This window comes from Aquisphaera insulae (genome assembly GCF_011064615.1).
Classification (GTDB): domain Bacteria; phylum Planctomycetota; class Planctomycetia; order Isosphaerales; family Isosphaeraceae; genus Aquisphaera; species Aquisphaera insulae.
Map to the genome: position 1 here is coordinate 35,885 of NZ_JAALJH010000007.1, position 18,373 is coordinate 54,257.

Consider the following 18,373-nt stretch of genomic DNA (forward strand, 5'->3'; position numbering starts at 1 on the left):
CCGCGCCTCCGACTCCGCATGGTGGGCGATGATGATGGAGGCGGTGTGGGTCAGGAGCGACGCGAGCTCCGCGTCGCGTCGCGGGGCTGCCGCGAGTAGATCGCCAACGTGCCCACGAGCCTCCCCGACGAGCTATGGACCGGGAAGCTCCAGAAGCCGCGGAATTCGAAGCGGTCGGCCAGCGCCCGCCAGGGCTCCCAGGATTTCTCCCGGGCCACGTCCCCGATGAGGACGGGGCGGCCGAAGCGCGCCGCCAGGTCCCATACCAGGGACTCCGGGGCGGTCTCGAGGCCGTCGGCCGCATCGGCGCGGGCTGCCGGCACTCCGGCCGCGTGGCGGAGCGGCGCCCCCTCCTCGCCGGCCAGATAGAAGGCCGCCCGCGTGCCCTGGCCCATCGCGTCGACGGCCACCCGCGCCAGGGCCACGAGGGATGCCCCCAGCGGCTCCCCATTCAGGACCGCCTCGAGCGCCTCTCGCTGGCCGCGCAGCCAGACCTCGCGGTTCCTCAACGATGCCTCGGCCTCCTTGCGGGCGGTCGCGTCGATGCAATACTCGACGATCGTACCGTCCTCGAGGGCGGCCCCGACGAACACCATCCACAGCCGCGACCCGTCCTTGCGGCTGAGCTCCTTCTCGTAGGGCCCGATCCGCCCGGTCTCGGCCAGGGACTGCATCTGCCGCTCGCTCTCGGCGACGAACTCGGGGGGGGTCATCGACCGCCAGCTCAACGACCGGGATTCGACCTCCGCCTGGGAGTAGCCGGTCATCTTCAGGAAGGCGCCGTTCGCCTCCAGGAGCGTCCCGGCTGCATCGAACATCAGGACGCCGACGGCGTCGATGTTGAGCATCCGTCGGAACCGGTCGTCGCTGGCCCGCAGCGCCTCCTCGGCCCGCTTCCCGAACGTGATATCCACGAAGGTGACGACGACGCCCTCGATGCGGTTGTCGGTCGTCCGGTAGGGCAGGACCCGCCGGAGGTAGTGCCGCTCGCGGTCGCCGGCGACCTCGCGCTCGATCGGGACCAGCCGCTCCAGCACCGCATGCGCGTCGTCGTCGAGCTGGGGGTCTTCGAACCGGCGGGCCAGGGCCGTCATCGGCCGGCCGATGTCCGCGGGGATCAGGTCGAGCAGGTCGCGCACCGCGGGCGTGTACCGCCGGATCCGGAAGCCCGTGTCGAGGAACAGGACCGCGATGTCCGTGCTGGCCAGGAGGCTCATCAGGTCGCTGCTGGTGGCCTGGTGCTCCTCCATCTTCGCCCGGAGCTGGGCATTGACGGTGGTCAGCTCCTCGTTGAGGGACTGCATCTCCTCCTTGCTGGTCTCGAGCTCCTCGTTGGCGCTCTGGAGCTCCTCGTTGATGCTCATGACCTCCTCGTTGGAGGCCTTCAGCTCCTCGTTGCTGGTCTGGAGCTCCTCGATGGTGCTCTGCAGCTCGGCGCGGAGTCGGTGGAGCTCCTGGAGGGATCCGTCGGCACGGGCTGCCTCGTCGAGGACGGGCGAGGGGAAATCCCCACGCTCCTCGAAGCTGACGACGAAGTAGTCGGCGGAGCCGGGCGATTCCTCGGCGGGCTCGTCGAGGATCGGCGAGGCCGAGACGGCGATCCGGACGCGGCGGCCGGGCTCGATCTCCACCCAGCCGTCGGTCGCGACGACCTTGGCGCCCTGGGCGGCCGCCCGGTGCAGGGCTACCCGCGCGGCGCCGCGGATGCCATCGCGGGCCAGGAGCATGATGTCCCGCGTCGGCTCGCCCGAGGGCTGCTGGAGGAAGGGCCGGGTGTCGCCGTGGTAATAGAGGATGCGGTGGTCGCGGTCCACGGTCACGGCGGCCGGCGTGTGCGAATCCAGCAGCGTGCGGCGGGTGAGCTGGGCGATCGAGGCCTTCTCCCCATCTCGTCGGCGCGGTCGGACGCGCAGGGCGCCCGTGCCGTCATCCTCGCGGCCCGGCGTTGCGTGCGGGAGCGGGAAGTCGATGAGCCCGTGCCGGGTCGGCCCGACGCGGCGGAAGATCCGCGCCTTCTTGTCGATCGGCTCGAACAGGCCCTCGGCGCCGGCGATGGCCTCGGTGTTCCCGAGGAACAGGGCCCCCCCTTCCCGGAGCCCGAAGTGGAGGAGCGAGAGCACCCGCTGTTGAATCTCGGGCTCGAAGTAGATGAGCATGTTCCGGCAGGTGGCGATGTCCAGGCGGCTGAACGGCGGGTCCTGCAGGACGTTCTGCGGCGCGAAGACGACGCGGTCGCGGAGCTCCGACCGGATCCGGTAGATCTCGTCCTCCCTGGCGAAGAACCGCTGCAGCCGCTCCGGCGGTATCTCCGACTCGATCCCCCCGGCGTAGATTCCGGCGCGGGCGTGGGCCAGGGACCGCTCGGCGAGATCGGTGGCGAACACCTTGATGTCGAACGCCTTGCCTATCTTCTCCGCCTCCTCCACCAGGATCATCGCCAGCGAATAGGCCTCCTCGCCGCTGGAACAGGCGGTCACCCAGCCTCGGATCGCGCTGCCATGCTCCCGGCCGTCGACCAGGGGAGCGATGACGAGCCGCCTGAGGGTCTCCCACGCCTCGGGGTCGCGGAAGAAGCCGGTGACGTGGATGAGCAGGTCGTCCGCCAGCGCGCCGACCTCGGCGGGGTTCTGCCGCAGGAGCCGAGCGTAATCGGCGATGGTGAGCGTGCGGGTCAGCCCCATCCTCCGCTGGATCCGGCGCAGGAGCGTGGGCTTCTTGTAGCCGGAGAAATCCTGGCGCGTGCGGGTCCGGAGCACGGCCAGGATCTCTCGCAGGTGCTGCTGCTCGCGATGCAGGGACTCATCCGCATCGGCCTCCCGCCCGCCCCGCGCGTACGGATGGCGCGCGTAGGAGAGCAGGATCTCCGGCAGGTCCGACGGGCGGAGGATGTAATCGGCGTAGCCGGCGTCGATCAAGTGCCGGGGCATGCTGGGGAAGAGGGCCGACTCCGGATCCTGGGCGATGCATAGCCCGCCCACCGCCTTGATCGCCTGGGCCCCGGCCGTGCCGTTGGAACCCATGCCGCTCATCACCACGCAGATCGCCCGCTCGCGCTGCTCCTCCGCCAGGCTGCGGAAGAAGTCGTCGATGGGCCGGTTGGCGGCCCGCGGCGAACCGAGGATCGGGCCCAGTTGGAGGCGGCCCTCGTGGATCGCCAGCGTACGGCCCGGCCGGATCACGTAGACGTGATTCGGCGCCACGTCCATCCCGTCCTCGACCTGGAACACCGGCATGGCCGTACGCCGAGCGAGGATCTCCGCCATCATGCTCGAGCGGTCGGGCGCCAGATGTTGCACGAGGATGAACGCCATCCCCGAATCCGGCTTCATGGCGTCGAGCAACTCGCTGACGGCCTCCAGGCCCCCCGCCGATGCCCCGATCCCAACGACCGGGAACGGCAGCCGCGGAGGCTGCTCGGCGTCCACCGGCTCCGCCAATCGGTCCTGCTCGACCGGCTTCCCGGACGGATCCTCATCTTCGCCCGGTTTGACCTGGTCTTCCATCACGGGCTACCCTTTCCCAACCCGCAGCTCCGGCGCGCATGACGGAATGTGGTCTTCTTAGCTCTGCTGCGGTAGGCCTTTCCTTCGGACATGTTAGCAAGCGGCGGGCAAGGCGCCTTGCCGGAAGTCGGACGCTCCGGGGCCCGAGGGGCCCGATACGCGGTCGCCGAGGAACGTCGAACGTTTGCGGAAAAAAATCGCCGCATGGGTTGTCTCGCGAGTAAGATTTGGCTTGGCGATCGGACGTTCGATATCCTGTGTGATTGGATCGCGAAGTAATGCGTGCGTGCATCTAATCTCCTCGGCCGAAGTGCACGGCGGACCTGGGAAGTGCCGCTGAATGGCTGGAAGGGACTGACTCCCGGCGTCGGGAGGTTCTCGAGAACGCGAGGTATCGATGGAGTCTCGCCGGTTGGAGAGGATTCCACCCCGACCACGTGGGGATACCGAGGCCCGCGACAGCTCTCTCACCGTAGGAGAGTTGCCCGTCGATGCGTCATCCATGGAAGGCGTCTCGTCCGATTCAACGCTCGCCGATCTGGTGGAGCGACTGACGAAGGGGCTGGAGGCCGGCGAGTCGATCGACATCGACGAACTCGTCGCGAGCGACCCGGCACGTGCCGGGATGCTGCGAGGCCTGTTGCCGGCGTTGCGGCAGTTGGCTCGCCTGGGCTCCGTCGAGGAGAAAGGGGGCGAGAGGGGCGGGCCCGGCCTGGGGCTCTCGGGCCGCGAGAAGCTGGGCGAGTTCCGGCTCATTCGGGAGATCGGCCGGGGGGGGATGGGGATCGTCTACGAGGCGGAGCAGGAGTCGCTGGGCCGCCGGGTGGCGCTGAAGGTGCTGGCGAACGCGGGCTCGGCGAGCGAGCGGGCATTGCAGAGGTTCCAGCTCGAGGTGCAGGCGGCGGCGCAACTCCAGCACCCGAACATCGTGCCGATCCACCTCGTGGGGACCGCCGAGGGGATCCCCCATTACGCGATGCAATTGATCGACGGCAGGAGCCTGGCCGATCTGTTGAGGGACCTGCGACGGCTGACGGGCATCGGCCCGGCTCCCGAGGTCGATGCCGCCGAGGCCACCCCGACCGATCCGCTGGCGGAGCGTCTCCTGCACGACGGCTTCGACCAGGCGGGTGAGGGGGCCCTCGCCGCTTCCGCGCGCCCGGGGGCCGCGTCGGGCGAGCCGGCCGCGACCTGTACGTCGGACTATTATCGGGCCGTGGCGAGGATCGGCGTCCAGGCGGCCCAGGCGCTGGAATGCGCCCACGAGCGGGGGATCATCCACCGCGACATCAAGCCGGCGAACCTCCTGCTCGATCGCCGGGGGAACGCCTGGGTCGGGGATTTCGGGCTGGCGAGGATCCAGGGGGATGAGGGCCTGACGCACACGGGAGAGCTCGTGGGGACGCTCCGCTACATGAGCCCGGAGCAGGTGTCACGCGAGCCCGGGCTCGTGGACCGGCGGACCGACGTCTATTCGCTGGGGGTGACGCTCTACGAGATGCTGACGCTGCGGCCGGCCTTCCAGGGCTCGGACTCGCACCGGATGCTCCGGGCGATCGCGGAGGAAGAGCCGCCGCCGATCCGGGCCCTGGCCCCCGAGGTCCCCCGCGAGCTGGCCACCGTCGCCGCCAAGGCGATGGCGAAGGATCCGGGGGGTCGCTACGCGACGGCGCGGGATCTCGCCGACGACCTGGGGCGTTTCATCCAGGGCCGGCCGGTGCTGGCGAAGCCGGCCCCCGCCTGGTCGCGGACCCTGAGGCGGGCGAAGCGGGGGCTGGGGTCGGCGGCCATCGTCGTGCTGGCCCTGGCGTCGATGATCCTGGCGGTGCAGTCTTACCGCCGGGGACGCGCGGGGAGTGAGTCGCCTTCGGTGGTGGAGTCGCGCCGGACCTCCGCGGCGCTGGCCCTGGACCGGGGCATCGGCCTGGCGGATCGGCGCCGGGTCGGGCGAGGCCTGCTCTGGATGCAGCGGTGCCTGGATCTGGCCCTCGAGGACGAAGAGCTTGCCCGGGTCGCCCGAAGCAACCTCGCGGCGTGGGGCCGGCGAGCCCCCGTGCCCAGGGCGGTCTTCGCCTGCGGCACGCCCGTCGCGGCGATGGCGCTGAGCCCCGACGATCGGACCCTCGCGGTCATCGGCGAGGACGGCGTGCTCAGCCTCTGGGATCTCGTCTCCGGGCAGCGGCTCGCCTCGGCCCGGACGGTTCATCTGAATGACGATCGCATCATCGCGCCCAATATCATGCTGCTCCAGTTCGACGCCGGCGGCCGATTCCTGGTCAGCGGGGGATCGGATCGACGGGTTCAGGTCTGGGAGGTCAACTCGCTGCGGCCCATCGGTCCGCCGGTCGCGGTATCCGACGGGGCGCTTTCGCCCGCTGCACTGGACCGTGAGGGTTCCCTGCTCGTGACGATCGACGCGGACGGCGTCATCCGACGGCGGCGGATTGACACCGGCGCGGTCCTCGGCCCGGGATTGGCCGGACCTCGGAACCTGAGTGGCCTCCATGGCGTCTGCGTCCGTCCGGCCCACGACCAGGTATTCGTCCATGGCCGCTCCGGAACCTCGCGGATCTGGGATGCGGCCACGGGGCGGCCGACCGAATCGCCGCGGCCGACCGAATCGCCCTCCAACGGCGATTCGGAGATCTACTTCGCGACCTTCTCCCGCGACGGCGGGCGTCTCGCCCAGGTGGAATCTGGCCAGGACACCAGCGTTGTGGTCATCCGCGACTCGGTTGACGGCCGCGTCCTGGCGCGTTCGGAGCCCATTGGCGGATCCGTGACTGAGATCCAGTACGGTCCCGCCGGCCGGCGAGTCGCGGTGTTGATCGGGGATGGCACGCCCTACCTGATCGACGCGGAGACCGGGAAGACGCGCGAGGTGTCGATCCCCGACGGCGGCACGGCCCGAGGTCTCGCCTTCAGCCCGGACGCCGAGTGGCTGATCACCTGGGGGGACGACGGCACCGTGCGCTTCTTCGAGGCGGACACCGGCCGGCCGACCGGCCCGATCCTCGAGGGGAGCGGGCCGGTCGGCCGGGCGGCGTTCGCGGGGGACGCCCGAACGCTCGTCGCCATCGGTCACGACGGCGTGGCCCGGGTCTGGGACATGGCCCCGGCCCTGACGGAATGCCGGGCCGCCCCGCAGGCCGTCGACGCCTTCGCCGTCGACTTCAGCCCCGACGGCCGCCTGCTGGCCTGTGACGGGAAGGACGGTGCGGCCCGCGTGTTCGAGGCCGAGACCGGCCGTCCCGCCTTCCCGCCCCTGCTGCACGGCGCCCGGGTGCGGGCGGTGCAATTCAGCCCGGACGGTCGCCTGCTGGCGACCGGCGGCGACGACCGCATGGTCCGGATCTGGGACGCCGCGACCGGGAAGCCGGCGGGGCCGGCCCTCTTCCAGCCCGCCTGGGTGATGAAGCTGCGATTCAGCCCCGATGGCCGGCGGCTCCTGGTGGGCACCTCGGGGGGGAGCGGACGCCTCTGGGACCTGGAGACTTACCGCCCGATCGGGCCGGTCCTCGTCCATCCGATGACGTTCGGGCACGAGGTCCGCTCCACCGCCTTCAGCCCGGACGGGCGCGTCGCGATCACCGGGACGACCCTGACCCAGGCCAGGGAGGCGACGCTCGGCTTCTGGGACGCGGCGACCGGCAAGCCCCTGGCGCCCTTCGCGCGATTCGAATCGAGCATCGTCGACCAGGTCTTCGGGCCGGAGCCCGACGGGCCGCTCTTCGTCCTGGAAGGGGGGCGAATCCACGTCATCGACCTCCGGACGTTCCGTGAAGTTCGGCCGGCATTCGGCCGCGATCTCGTGAGCATCGTGCCCCTGCTCGGTGGGCGATTGCTGGCCGGCGGATCCGACCGGACGGCCCGGATCTGGGACGTCGCGGCCGGGCGGCCCGTGGGACCCGTCCTGGAGCACGAGGATCCGGTCCAGGACGTCGCCGCCTCCCCCGACGGCTCCGTGCTCCTGACGTTGTCGGGGGATCGGCTGAGGTTCTGGGACGCGGCCGCGGGCAAGCCGCTGGGGCCTCGCTGCGAGCATCGTCGCCTCAGCCGGGGACGCCGCCAGGATGACAGCAAGTTCATCGGCTTCGGGCCGGACGGCCGGTCCGCCTTCAGCGTGGGGAGCACGGTGCTGCTCTGGGATACGCCCCGACCGGGATCGGAGGAGGGCTCCCGGGACCGCTTCGAAGGCCTGGCGGGCATGGCCCTCGGCGAGAGCGGCGATTGCGCGATGCTCGACCCGATCGAATGGAACCGCCGGCTCGCCATGGGCGAGGCGGCGCGGCACTTCGAGGTCCCTGACGCGGCCGAATGGCACGACCGGCGGGGGGCCGAGTGCGCGCGACTGCGGCGGCACGACTCGGCCGCGTGGCACCTCGACCGCCTGGTCGCCAACGGGCCCGACGACGGGATCGCCCATGCCCGCCGGGCCATCCACCGCCGGTTCGACGGGGACTTGCGCGGGGCCGATGACGACTGGAGGCTTGCCCGGTCGAAGGGGCCGGGGGCGGCCGTCCGGACCTGGGAGGCCTTCGAGACGCTCGAACGATTGGCCGCCGCCAACTCTCGACAGGACGGGGAACTGGCCGCCGCCCAGCTCCGACGCCTCGCCGACCTGATCGGCGACGACCCGGCCCTCCGCCGCCGTCTCGGCGAGGCCGAGGCCGCGGTCGGCCGCATCCGCGAGGCCCGCGCGCACTTCGCCGCCTTCCTCGCCGATGCGGATCGGTCGGCGCCGGCCGCGGGCGAGCCCTGGGATGTCCGCACCAACCACGCCATCCTGTGCGCCCTGGACGGCGACGTCCCCGCCTACCGGGCGGCGATCCACCGCATGCTCGAACGGGCGGGACCGTCGCCTTCCCACTACCTCGCCATCGTGGCCGCCTGGACCTGCTCGCTCGGGCCCGGCGGGGCCGACCCGGCGACCGCCCTGCGCCTGGCCGACCGCGCCCTTGCGGAGGCGGCGAAGGGGGAGCGGGCGGAGCTCCTCGCCATCTCCGGCGCGGCCCTCCATCGCGCCCGGCGGTTCGAGGAGGCGGTCGGCCGCCTCGAGGAGTCGGAGCGACTCTCCCCGGGGTTGAGACCCCAGGCCTGGGCCCTCCTGGCCCTGGCCAACCAGTCCCTCGGCCGCTCGTCGGAAGCTCGCCGCTGGCTCGACCAGCTCCGGGGACGTCCTCGCTCGACCAGGCCGGATGAGCTGTGGAACGAGCTGGAGATCGCCGCCCTGGCCCGCGAGGCCGCATCGGTCATCCTCCTCGCCCCGGACCTCCCCGCCCATCCGTTCGCCCCGTAAGGCATCGGATCCCAACGGCCGCGAGCTCGACGGTCGGCCCGAGGCCGCTGGCCGATATGCCCTGACCCCCGCGGGGGAGGAAATCGGAAGAAAAAAATGCGCCCCGTGTAACCCCTCCCCACGAGTTACGGCTCCTATCGTGGGAGACTTGCTTCGATGTCGGACCTCGATTCGCGCGCCCAGGACCTGATCGAGCGGGCGGCAAGTGGCGATCGGACCGCCCGCGAGCTGCTGCTGGATCGCTATCGCGACCACCTGCGGCGGATGGTCGTCGTCCGCCTCGATCGACGCGTCTCCAGTCGCCTCGATGCCTCGGACATCGTCCAGGAGACCCTCATGGAAGCCGATCGCCGACTCGACGATTACCTGCGAGATCGGCCGATCCCCTTCCATGCGTGGCTCCGCCGCATCGCCGGGGACCGGATCGTGGACGCCCATCGGGTCCACGTCGCCTCCCAGAAGCGGAGCGTGAACCGGGAGGACAACATCCCCGCGCTCCCCGACGAGTCGAGCAAGGCCCTGGTCCGATCCCTCTTCGCGGACGACACGAGCCCGACCCAGCGGGTGATCCGGGATGAGAACCTCGAGGCGGTCCGGTCGGCGATCGAATCCCTCTCCGGCAAGGATCGCGACCTGCTGGCGATGCGGCATCTCGAGCATCTCTCCATATCGGAAATCGCCGAGGCGGTCGGGATCAGCGAGGGGGCGGTCAAGGTGCGGCTGCTCCGGGCCCTCGTCCGCCTGCGGGCTCGCCTGGAGGGGGGGGCATGAAGGAGGATCGCGGCGCCTTGATCACAACGAACGCGGGACAACGCCTGACGTCGTCCGAGGAGCGGCTGCTGCTCCGGGAACTCGCCGAATGCCGGCTGGCGCTGGAGAGCGCCCCGGCCGACCGGGACATCTCCTCCCTCCGCGAACGTCACGCGACGATTCGCGGCCGGCTCGCGCTGGGCAGCTCCTGGATCGTCTGGAGCGTGGTCCGCCGCTATCGCGACCGCGGCGTCTCCCTCGCCGACCTGATGCAGGACGGCTTCTGCGGCCTCCTCGAAGCCATCGATCGGTTCGACCTCGCCAACGAGAACGAGCTCTCGACCTATGCGGTCTGGTGGATCCGCCAGAAGCTCCAGTGCGCGGTGGCGAGCGGCGCCTACCCGGTGAGATTGCACCCGCGCGGCCTCCAGAAGGTCGCGGAATACTCGCGCGTGGCCTCGCAACGGGAGGTCGACGGCACCCCGTGGGAGCCGGCCTCTCCGACCCTCCGGAGCCTCCTCGCGGCGACTCGGCCCTGCACCCTGCTGGATTCGGCGGACGCCGGTGGATCCTCGCGGGCCTCGTCGCTGGCCGGCGACTCGGACGGTGCGATCCGCGAGCTGGAAGACCGCGAGAGCCTCGATGTGATGCTCGGCGCCCTCCGGCCCCGGGAGCGACGGGTCCTGAAGCTCCGATTCGGCCTCGGCGGCGAGGCCGAGCACACTCTGGGCGAAGCGGGCCGTCGCCTCGGCGTATCCAAGGAGCGGATCCGCCAGATACAGGGCGACGCCATCCGGAAGCTGCGGGCCATGGCCCATGGCACCTTCGAAGACGCCGCCCCCCGCCTCCCTTCCTATCTCTGCCACAGCCTTGCCTGAGGATCGCCGCGAAGAAGACCCGCCGTCACGATCCCCGCACCCGATCGAACCTCATCTTAGGCAGCGGTGTCGAGCGTCGCGTCGGGGGTCGGCGCGACACGACGCGGACGAGGCCAGCCGGCGCGAAGCCTGATCGGGTGGGGAGGACATGACCGACGACGACATCGACTCTCTCGTCGCGCGATTCGAGGACGGCACGCTGCCGGGCGCGGAGTGGACGCACGGGGCGCATCTGGTCGTCGCGCTCTGGTATGTCCGGCAGCATGATCGCGACGAGGCGACGGCCCGGATCCGGGACGGGATCCGCGAGTACAACCGGCGAGCCGGGAACCATACCGGGTATCACGAGACGATCACGCTCGCGTGGGTCGAGGTGATCGACCGGTTCCTTGCGGGCCGGGATCGGCGGGCGCCGATCAGCGTGCTCGCGGCGGGGCTGCTGGATCGATGCGGCCGGTCGGATTACCTGCTTCAATTCTACTCGAAGGATCGCCTCTTCTCGGCCGAGGCCCGCGCCGGATGGTTGCCGCCCGACCTCCGGGCGATCGGCTAAATAAGGCCGGCCGGCGAGCAAGCCCGCAAGACTCTCGCGGCCGGGGCGAATCGCCTACGTTCGTGCTGGGTGGCCAGCACTATTGATCGACCGCGAACAGGACGTGTCGCCCCTCGGCCGCGGCCCTGAGGTAGAGCCGACGGACGTCCTGGAACCATTCCCACGTGTAGCCGAAATCCTCCTCGTCGGGCGGCATGCCGTAGCGGCCCTCGTCGATGGTGTAATACCTCCGACGGAACTCCTCCTCGGTGACGCCCGGCAGCGCGGCCGCGATGTCGCGGACCTGCTCGGGGGTCTTCAGGCTCAGGATGTAATCGTCCTCGGTGTAGAGCAACTCCCCTGCGAGTATCACATGATTCAGCGGATAGTCCCCGCCGTCCCAGGTCAGTTCCCCGTCGGCGAGGCAGCGATGCATCGCGTCCCAGGCCTTGTCGCTTCGGGCCAGGAACTCCTCGCGCCCGGAAAAGTAGGTGTCCTCGAGATACTCGACGACGTAGTCAATCCGGGCCCGCTCGCTCGTCAGGGAGCGCAGGTGCTCGACCTCGGCGGCAATCAGCGCGAAATGAACGCCACGACACGCCATCGAGCCCCATCCCATTCCACCAACGCCGTACGCCGCCGCGCGCGGCGGGACGTCCAGGTCGCGACGAGATCATGATCCCGCGTCATCCTCCCCTGGGCTACCCCATTCTTATCCGCTTCCGGCTGTCCTAGGATGGTGGACGGAAGCTCGACGATCCCGGATCGCCGGGGCTGGCTCACCGATGTGAGGTCGCTTGCCATGTCGCGAACGCGTCAATTCCTGACCCTGGTCGGTTGCGCACTGCTGGGAATGATCGGCTCAACAGCCCTCGCAGAGGATCCGCCTTATCCGCTCGTCACCGCGACCGAATGCCGGCCGCGGGACGGGCTGCCGAACTTCCTGGCGAAGGCCCGCACGCCCGGGGCCGGGGTGAAGGTGGCGTACCTCGGCGGCTCGATCACGGCGCAGGACGGGTGGAGGCCGAAGACGCTCGCGTATTTCAACAGGACCTACAAGGATGCGAGGTTCTCCGAGATCAACGCCGCGATCGGCGGGACCGGGTCGGACCTGGGGGTGTATCGGCTCGGGCAGGACGTCCTCGATCGGGGACCCGACCTGATGTTCGTGGAGTTCGCCACCAACGACGGCGGGGCGCCGCCGGACCAGATCCGGAAGTGCATGGAGGGGATCGTCCGGCAGACGTGGAGGGCGTTGCCGGGCTGCGATATCTGCTTCGTCTACACGCTCACCGAGTCGGCCGCCGGCCCGATGCTCGAGGGGAAGTTCCCGAGATCGGCCAGCGCCATGGAAGCGGTCGCCGACCATTACGGCATCCCGACGATCCACATGGCGATGGAAGTCGCGAAGCTCGCGAAGGAGGGCCGGCTCGTCTGGGCCGGGCCGCTGCCGGGGGCCTCGGGGAGGGTCGTCTTCGCCAACGACGGCGTGCATCCCTACCCGGAGACCGGCCACGAGCTCTACCTCCAGGCGATCGTCCGATCCCTCGGGCCGATCGCCGTGGCTTCGAGGGCCGCCAGGCCGCATGCGCTCGGCCCGCCGCTCTCTCCCGGCAATTACGAGAAGGCGACGCTGATCCCCATCGAGGAGGCCGTGCTCTCCCCGGGCTTCACGCCCGTCGACCTGAAGGCCGATGCCGAGTACAGACACTTCCGCGGGCGGTTGCGATCGCTCTACCGGGGGACGCATCCGGGAGATTCGATCACGTTCAAGTTCAAGGGGACGAGCGCGTCGATCTACGACATCATCGGCCCGAGCGCCGGCCAGGTGATCGTCACGGTGGACGGCCGACCGTCGCAGGTCGTCCGGCGGTTCGATGCCTTCTGCCTCTACGATCGGCTGGCCACGGTCCCCATCGCCGCCGACCTGACCGACACGATCCACGAGGTCAAGGTTGAGATCGATTCGCACGAGCCGGACCGGATCAAGATCCTGGGCGAGGAGGCGAGGAAGATCCAGCGGCCCGAGCGGTTCCGGGGCACGAACTTCTACCCCGGCGCGATCCTGGTCGTCGGGGAGTTGGTGAGATAGACGCACCTCGATCCTGTCCCCCCTGGCCCTCCTCCTTATCCCTCTTCTGGATGCCTCGGTATCCCTGCGGTCAGCTCGCCTTCCGTATGACGAAATGGAACGGCCGCGGCTTCACCAGGGCGCGCTGGAGGTCCTCGATGCGGGCGTTGATCTCGGAATCCATGGCGTGGAGGCGGTCGCGGTCCGGGTGATTCGGCAGGTAGTGGTCCAGGAAGAGGCGACCGGCGGACATCTTGTCGCGGCCCTGGGTCATGTCCTGGAGGATCCACGCCTGGGCGTCCCAGGGGCCGCCGGGCTGCCAGCCGTCGGATGTGGCGGAGGCGAGGCTCTCGGACTTCGCGAGCTGCTCGTCGGTCCAGGTCCCCAGGCCGCGGCCGTCGACCTCGATCGCGTATCGCCCGTGGGGCAGCCCTTTCACCGCGAGCATGTACCGGTTCAATTCGTCGGGGATGGGAATGAACCGGAAGTTCAGGGCCCCGAAGAGGCCGAAGTTGATCGGCGAGCCCTCGTCCAGGCGGTCGAACTCGAGGCGGTCCAGGCCGCCGGTCAGGCCCGTCACCTTGCAGCCGCGGGCCTCCGCCAGGCGAGGGCCCGCGGCCTCCACCGCGAGGTCGACCGAGGAGACCTCCGCGGGCGCGTCCAGGCCCTTGATGATGGCGAAGGCCATGGCGAGCTGGCCCAGGTCGTTGAGGTGGATGCCGTCGGCGACGTGGAGAGACTGTTTGTCCTCGGGCTTCGCCCCCTCGTTCGCCTTGATGACCTTCCTCTGGATCGCGTGCATTGCGCGATGGACGTCGATGGAGTGCTCGCCCAGCTCGTGGGCGATGGCCATGCCGTCGTCGCACATCTTCTGAAGATAGCCGCGCTCGGCGGTGTCCGGGTTCTCGGCGGTCGCGGCGGCGGAGCAGATGTAGACCCGGACCTTGCGGGCCTTCGCGCGCTCGACGATGCCGCGGATCGAGTCCAGGTAGGTCTTTCGGTGGGCGTCGTCGGCGCGCGTGCCCCAGCCGATGTCGTTGATGCCGTAGGCGACGATGAGCACGGTCGCGCCCTTGTCGAGGGCGTCGCGATCCAGCCGCTTCAGGCCCCCTTCGGCGGTGTCGCCTCCCCAGCCGGCGTTGAGGAAGTGGACCTTGCGATCCGGGAACCGGAGGAGCGTGTAATTCTCCACGATCCGGCCGAACGTCCGGGCGCCGGTGATGCTGTCTCCCAGGAAGACCACGGTGTCGCCGTCGCGGAGGGCGAAGTCCGCGGCGGATGCCCGCCGCGAGCCGATGCCGGCGATCAGCGTCGCGGCGAGGATCAGGGGCGCGGCGCGACGGGAGAGGCGGCCGAGATCGGACATCGTCGGGCTCCGGCGGAGGTGGGCCGTCGTGCTTCGGCCGCCAGGACGGCTTCTCAGGCGTTGGCGGCGGCATTATTGTGAGTCTATTCATCGATCGCAGGAAATGCTCCGTCAACTTGCCATGCAAATTTCCCGCCCGGGCCGGGTCGCATCCCGGCCCGACTCGAACCCATCACCACGGATCGCCCCATGACCCGATCACCGTTGCGAACGCCTTCGGCCATTCGGCCCGCGGTGCTCTTCCTCGGCTTCACCTTCGCGATCACGGTCCTTCCGGCCCGTTCTCCGGCGGCCGACACGCCGCCGGATCAGGGCAAGCCTTACAACCCGACGATCGCCGCCGCCTCGGACGAGGGCGAGAAGGCTATACGAGGCTTCAGGGTGCCTGAGGGCCTGAAGGTTGAGCTGTACGCCGCCGAGCCGCTGCTGGCCAACCCGGTGGCCTTCTGCTTCGACGAGAAGGGGATCATGTATGTCGCCGAGACCTTCCGCCACAGCGCGGGGGTGACGGACACTCGCGGACACATGAACTGGCTGGATGCCGACCTCGCCTGCCGGACCGTGGCCGACCGCGTGGCGATGTATCGGAAGTACCTGGGCAAGGCGTTCGAAAGCTACAAGGTCGAGCACGAACGCGTCCGCCGGGTCGTCGATTCGAACGGCGACGGCAGGGCCGACGCCGCGACGGTCTTCGCCGACGGCTTCAACGACCCGGCCGCCGGCATCGGCGCGGGCCTGCTGGCGCGCGGGCCGGACGTCTGGTACACGTGCATCCCCTGGTTCTGGCGGCTCCGAGATCCCGGCGGCACCGGCAAGGCCACCGAGAGGATCCTCCTGCACGAAGGCTACGGCGTCCACGTCGCGTTCCTCGGCCACGACCTGCACGGCCTGCGGCTCGGTCCCGACGGGCGGCTCTACTTCAGCATCGGCGACCGCGGACTGAACCTGAAGACGCGAGAGGGGCGTGACCTGACAATGCTGGACACCGGCGCCGTGCTCCGCTGCGAGCTCGACGGCAGCCGCCTGGAGGTCTTCGCCACCGGCTTGCGGAATCCGCAGGAGCTTGCCTTCGACGAGTACGGCAATCTCTTCACCTGCGACAACAACTCCGACGGCGGCGACCGCGCTCGCTGGGTCCACGTCGTCGAGGGGGGCGACAGCGGCTGGCGGATCGGCTATCAGTTCATGGAGCGGGCCTACCCACGAGGCCCCTGGAACGAGGAGAAGATGTGGCAACCCGGGCCCGCCGCCGAGATCGGATACATCGTCCCGCCGCTCCTGAACATCTCCGACGGCCCGTCCGGCCTGACCTATGACCCCGGCGTCACCGCGCTGCCCGAGAAGTACAGGAACCACTTCTTCCTCTCCGACTTCCGCGGCGGCGCCAGCAGCAGCGGCGTCCGGAGCCTGGCGCTGAAGCCGAAGGGGGCGTCGTTCGAGGTCATCGAGCCGGAGCAGTTCGTCTGGCGGATGCTGACCACGGACGTCGACTTCGGGCCCGACGGCGGGCTCTACATCTCGGACTGGGTGGAGGGCTGGGACAAGCCCAACAAGGGCCGCGTCTACCGCGTCGCCGCCCCCTCCCGAAAGGACGAACCGGCCGTGAAGCAGGTCCGCGAGCTGCTCGCCGCCGGCATGGCGAAACGATCGGTCGCGTATCTCGTCGCGCTCCTCTCCCACGCCGATATGCGGGTCCGACAGGAGGCCCAGCTCGAGCTGGCGGCCCGCGGCGATCGCCAGGCACTGGTCGCCGTCGCGAGCGGCAGGGGGGGCAGCCGCATGGCGCGGATCCACGCCGCCTGGGGGCTCGGGCAGATCGCCCGCAAGTCTCCCGAGGGGATCCGGGCCGAGGTCGAGCCCTTGCTGGCCGACCCCGACGCGGAGGTCCGCGCCCAGGCCGCGCGGGTGCTCGGCGAGATCGGCGATCCGGCCGCCGGCCACGCGCTGATCGCCCGCCTGGGGGACGAGTCCCCGCGCGTCCGGTCGTTCGCCGCGATCGCCGTGGGCCGGCTGGGGCCGCCCGAGGCCGCCCCGGCCCTGCTGAGGATGCTCCACGAGAACGACGATAAGGATCCGTACCTCCGCCACGCCGGCGTGATGGGCCTGGCCGGCCTGAAGGATCGCTCCCCGCTCCATGCGGCCCGCAAGGATCCGTCGCGGGCGGTGCGTCGGGCGGTCCTGGTGGCGATGCGTCGCCATGCCGATCCGGAAGTCGCGGGCTTCCTGGACGACGCCGATCCGAGCCTCGTGCTGGAGGCCGCCCGGGCGATCAACGACGTCCCGATCGCCGAGGTGTTCCCCCGGCTGGCGGCCCTGCCGGTCACGTCGCAGTCGCCGCTCCCGCTCCTCCGGCGGGTGGCGAACGCCGCGTTCCGGCTCGGCGGCCCCGAGCGGGCGAGGACGCTCGCCGCGATGGCCGGGCGCGGCGACCTGCCGGAGAAGGCCCGGATCGAGGCCTTGACGATGCTCGGCCAGTGGGCGAAGCCCTCGGGGCGCGACCGCGTCGTCGGCCTCTGGCGGCCGATCCCGGGGCGTCCCGCGACGGAGGCCGCCGACGCGCTGCTCGCGGGCCTGGCGCCGCTCCTCTCCGGCGGCTCGGGCCACGTCCGCGCGCAGGCGATGCGGGCCGTCGCCGACCTCGGCATCCAGGACGCGGCCCCGCGGCTGGTCTCGCTCGCCCGCGACGCGAAGGCCGCGGACGACGTCCGCGCCGAGGCGATCAAGGCGATCGTCTCGCTGAACGCCTCCGGCCAGCCCGAGCTGGCGCGGGACCTGGTGGCCTCCGGCGGGCCGAGGGTCCGCGTCGAGGCCGTACGGATCCTGTCGAAGGCCGATCCGGCCGCCGCCAAGGCCGCGGTGGAGGCGATCCTCGCCGACGGCTCGGCCGTCGAACGTCAGGGGGTCCTCGCGATCCTCGGCGAGGGGCACGACCCGGCGGGCGAGGCCGTCCTCCTCGCCTGGCTCGACCGCCTGGCCGCGGACAAGGTCCCGGCGGAGCTGAAGCTGGACGTCATCGAGGCCGCCGGCCGGCGGAAGTCGCCGAAGCTCGCCGAGAAGCTGAAGGCTTATGAGGCGAAGAAGCCGAAGGACGACCCGCTCTCTCCGTATCGCGAGGCCCTCGTCGGCGGCGACGCCGCGCGTGGTCGCGAGATCTTCCTGAGCAAGGCGGAGACGACCTGCCTCCGCTGCCACAAGGTCGCGCTCGAAGGGGGCCACCCGTTCGGCGGCGAGGTCGGCCCGGATCTCTCGAACGTCGGCGGCCGCCAGCCGCGGGATTACATCCTCGAGTCGATCGTCGTCCCCGACCGCAAGATCGCCGAGGGCTTCGAGTCCGTCGTCCTGGCGCTGGCCGACGGCAAGATCGTCACGGGCGTCCTCCGCGGCGAGGATCCGAAGTCCATCCGCGTCATCACCCCCGAGGGCCAGGCCCTGACCGTCGCCAAGGACGACGTCGAGGACCGCAAGCGCGGGCCGTCCCCCATGCCGGGCGACGTGATCACGAAGCTCTCCAAGCAGGAGCTACGGGACCTCGTCGAGTTCCTGTCGGGGTTGAAGGCGAAGTGAGGCTCGATTCGACCGGATCGGTCCGGCGGCCCCGGCGAACGGCCTATGCCTCTCGAGCAACCGTTCCGCGTCCCGCAGGGCTTTCTCCCGGGCCGGAAGAAACACGTTCCTCACCCAGTCGCGATGGGGCGGAACCGGCTTGCCGTCCCTCGTCTTCGGAACGAAGACGGGACGGAAGCCGTGCCAGTCCGCATGGGCTCCGCTCTCCAGGTACTCCCGCCCCCTGGTGATGGCCTCTTCGAGCGTGTTGATGCGCTCCAGGATGGCCCTTTCCTTGGGATTCATGGGCATGCTCCGGATCGGGTTTCAGGAATCGTCAAGGCGGCCATATCAGCACAAGTCTACCATGATCGGCGGCCGGCGTTCGATTGGCGAGAAGGCCGGGGCTCGGCGGCTGACGGAATTCGTCG

General features: G+C 70.4%; 10 protein-coding genes. 6 read left to right on the plus strand and 4 right to left on the minus strand.

The features are described 5' to 3' along the window. Positions 1–50: 50 nt before the first annotated feature. On the minus strand, positions 51–3,503 hold the full coding sequence (locus G6O54_RS06300; RefSeq protein ID WP_250846748.1) for a chemotaxis protein CheB: 3,453 nt from the start codon (positions 3,501–3,503) through the stop codon (positions 51–53). Positions 3,504–4,005: 502 nt separating this feature from the next. Between G6O54_RS06300 and G6O54_RS06305 the strand changes: the two genes are divergently transcribed. From G6O54_RS06305 to G6O54_RS06320, 4 genes are all read left to right on the plus strand, one after another. Further along, entirely contained in the window at positions 4,006–8,802 is a 4,797-nt protein-coding gene (locus tag G6O54_RS06305; protein WP_165221714.1) for a protein kinase domain-containing protein, read from the plus strand. A gap of 156 nt (positions 8,803–8,958) precedes the next feature. Beyond that, positions 8,959–9,573, plus strand: a complete 615-nt coding sequence (locus tag G6O54_RS06310; RefSeq protein WP_165221717.1) for a sigma-70 family RNA polymerase sigma factor — start codon at positions 8,959–8,961, stop codon at positions 9,571–9,573. Next, positions 9,570–10,430 (plus strand): sigma-70 family RNA polymerase sigma factor, encoded by an 861-nt coding sequence (locus G6O54_RS06315; protein WP_165221720.1) that lies wholly within the window; start codon positions 9,570–9,572, stop codon positions 10,428–10,430. The genes G6O54_RS06310 and G6O54_RS06315 overlap by 4 nt, the downstream gene beginning before the upstream one ends. A gap of 148 nt (positions 10,431–10,578) precedes the next feature. After that, on the plus strand, positions 10,579–10,983 hold the full coding sequence (locus G6O54_RS06320) for a hypothetical protein (protein ID WP_165221723.1): 405 nt from the start codon (positions 10,579–10,581) through the stop codon (positions 10,981–10,983). 79 nt (positions 10,984–11,062) lie between these two features. Here the strand turns inward: G6O54_RS06320 and G6O54_RS06325 are convergent, their stop codons facing one another. Next, the gene (locus tag G6O54_RS06325; RefSeq protein ID WP_165221726.1) at positions 11,063–11,566 is read right to left on the minus strand and encodes a YfbM family protein; all 504 of its coding nucleotides are present in this window, start codon (positions 11,564–11,566) and stop codon (positions 11,063–11,065) included. Between the two features lie 198 nt (positions 11,567–11,764). Between G6O54_RS06325 and G6O54_RS06330 the strand changes: the two genes are divergently transcribed. Beyond that, positions 11,765–13,054, plus strand: coding sequence for an SGNH/GDSL hydrolase family protein (locus G6O54_RS06330; protein ID WP_165221729.1), 1,290 nt, complete (start codon positions 11,765–11,767; stop codon positions 13,052–13,054). A gap of 70 nt (positions 13,055–13,124) precedes the next feature. Here G6O54_RS06330 and G6O54_RS06335 read toward each other — a convergent pair whose 3' ends face one another. Further along, positions 13,125–14,399 (minus strand): GDSL-type esterase/lipase family protein, encoded by a 1,275-nt coding sequence (locus tag G6O54_RS06335; RefSeq protein WP_165221732.1) that lies wholly within the window; start codon positions 14,397–14,399, stop codon positions 13,125–13,127. A 189-nt stretch (positions 14,400–14,588) separates the two neighbouring features. On the opposite strand from G6O54_RS06335, the gene G6O54_RS06340 reads away from it, so the two are divergent. After that, positions 14,589–17,963 (plus strand): DUF7133 domain-containing protein, encoded by a 3,375-nt coding sequence (locus G6O54_RS06340; protein WP_165221735.1) that lies wholly within the window; start codon positions 14,589–14,591, stop codon positions 17,961–17,963. Here the strand turns inward: G6O54_RS06340 and G6O54_RS06345 are convergent. Beyond that, positions 17,919–18,248 carry a DUF1839 family protein gene (locus G6O54_RS06345; RefSeq protein ID WP_165221738.1) on the minus strand — a complete coding sequence of 110 codons (330 nt, stop codon included), beginning with the start codon at positions 18,246–18,248 and terminating at the stop codon, positions 17,919–17,921. The genes G6O54_RS06340 and G6O54_RS06345 overlap by 45 nt on opposite strands. Positions 18,249–18,373 lie beyond the last annotated feature (125 nt).